The sequence below is a fragment of the Stenotrophomonas ginsengisoli genome, assembly GCF_001431485.1.
Lineage (GTDB): Bacteria > Pseudomonadota > Gammaproteobacteria > Xanthomonadales > Xanthomonadaceae > Stenotrophomonas > Stenotrophomonas ginsengisoli.
This window is the reverse complement of record NZ_LDJM01000088.1, coordinates 1-732: the sequence shown is the minus strand read 5'-3', so window position 1 is coordinate 732 and position 732 is coordinate 1. Positions and strand designations below refer to the sequence as shown.

Here is a 732-nt window from a genome sequence, read left to right as displayed (position 1 = left end):
CCCGGCTTTCGAGCTGTATGGCGAAGTGATCACTGCCGTTGACGGTGTGGTACGCAACGCTGCCGGTGCCTTGGCGGGTTCGGCTTTGGACATGATCACTGCCGTGCGCAATACGGTTGGGCTGCTGGGTTTGTCGCTGGCCGAAGCTTCGCGCATGGCATCGACGTATCCGGCGCAGTTCCTGGGTCTGGATGACCGCTACGGGCAGATTGCAGCCGGCTACCAGGCTGATTTTGTATTGCTGGATACCGACCTGCAGGTGCAGAGCACCTGGATTGCCGGTCAGCGCGACTGAGTTTCAGGCAATGAACAAAGCCATTCGATATGCCTCGGTGGATGCCCTGCGTGGCATCACCGTGGCCGCCATGCTGCTGGTCAACAATCCCGGCAGCTGGAGTTATGTCTTTGCGCCGCTACGGCATTCGGAATGGCATGGCTGCACGCCTACGGACCTGGTGTTCCCGTTCTTCCTGGTGATTGTCGGCGTATCCATCGCGCTGGGCGTGGTGCCGCGGGTGGAGCAGGGCGCTGATCGTGGTGCATTGACGCGTACGGTATTGATCCGCGCCGCACGCATTCTCGGTTTGGGCCTGCTGCTGCATTTCCTGGCCTGGTGGTGGCTGGAGCTGCCGCATTACCGGCCATGGGGCGTGCTGCAACGTATCGGCCTGTGCTTTGCGTTTGCCGGTGCGGTTGCGATCTGGTTGAAGCCCAAGGCGCAGACCCTATGCC

At 61.5% G+C, this 732-nt stretch carries 2 protein-coding genes; both read left to right on the top strand.

The window, feature by feature from the left end:
* A partial coding sequence (locus tag ABB30_RS15445) for an amidohydrolase family protein (RefSeq protein ID WP_152980803.1) occupies nucleotides 1-295 on the top strand: 295 nt, incomplete at its 5' end.
* A 10-nt stretch (nucleotides 296-305) separates the two neighbouring features.
* Nucleotides 306-732 (top strand): heparan-alpha-glucosaminide N-acetyltransferase domain-containing protein (locus tag ABB30_RS15440; protein WP_152980802.1); only part of this gene is annotated, 427 nt, incomplete at its 3' end.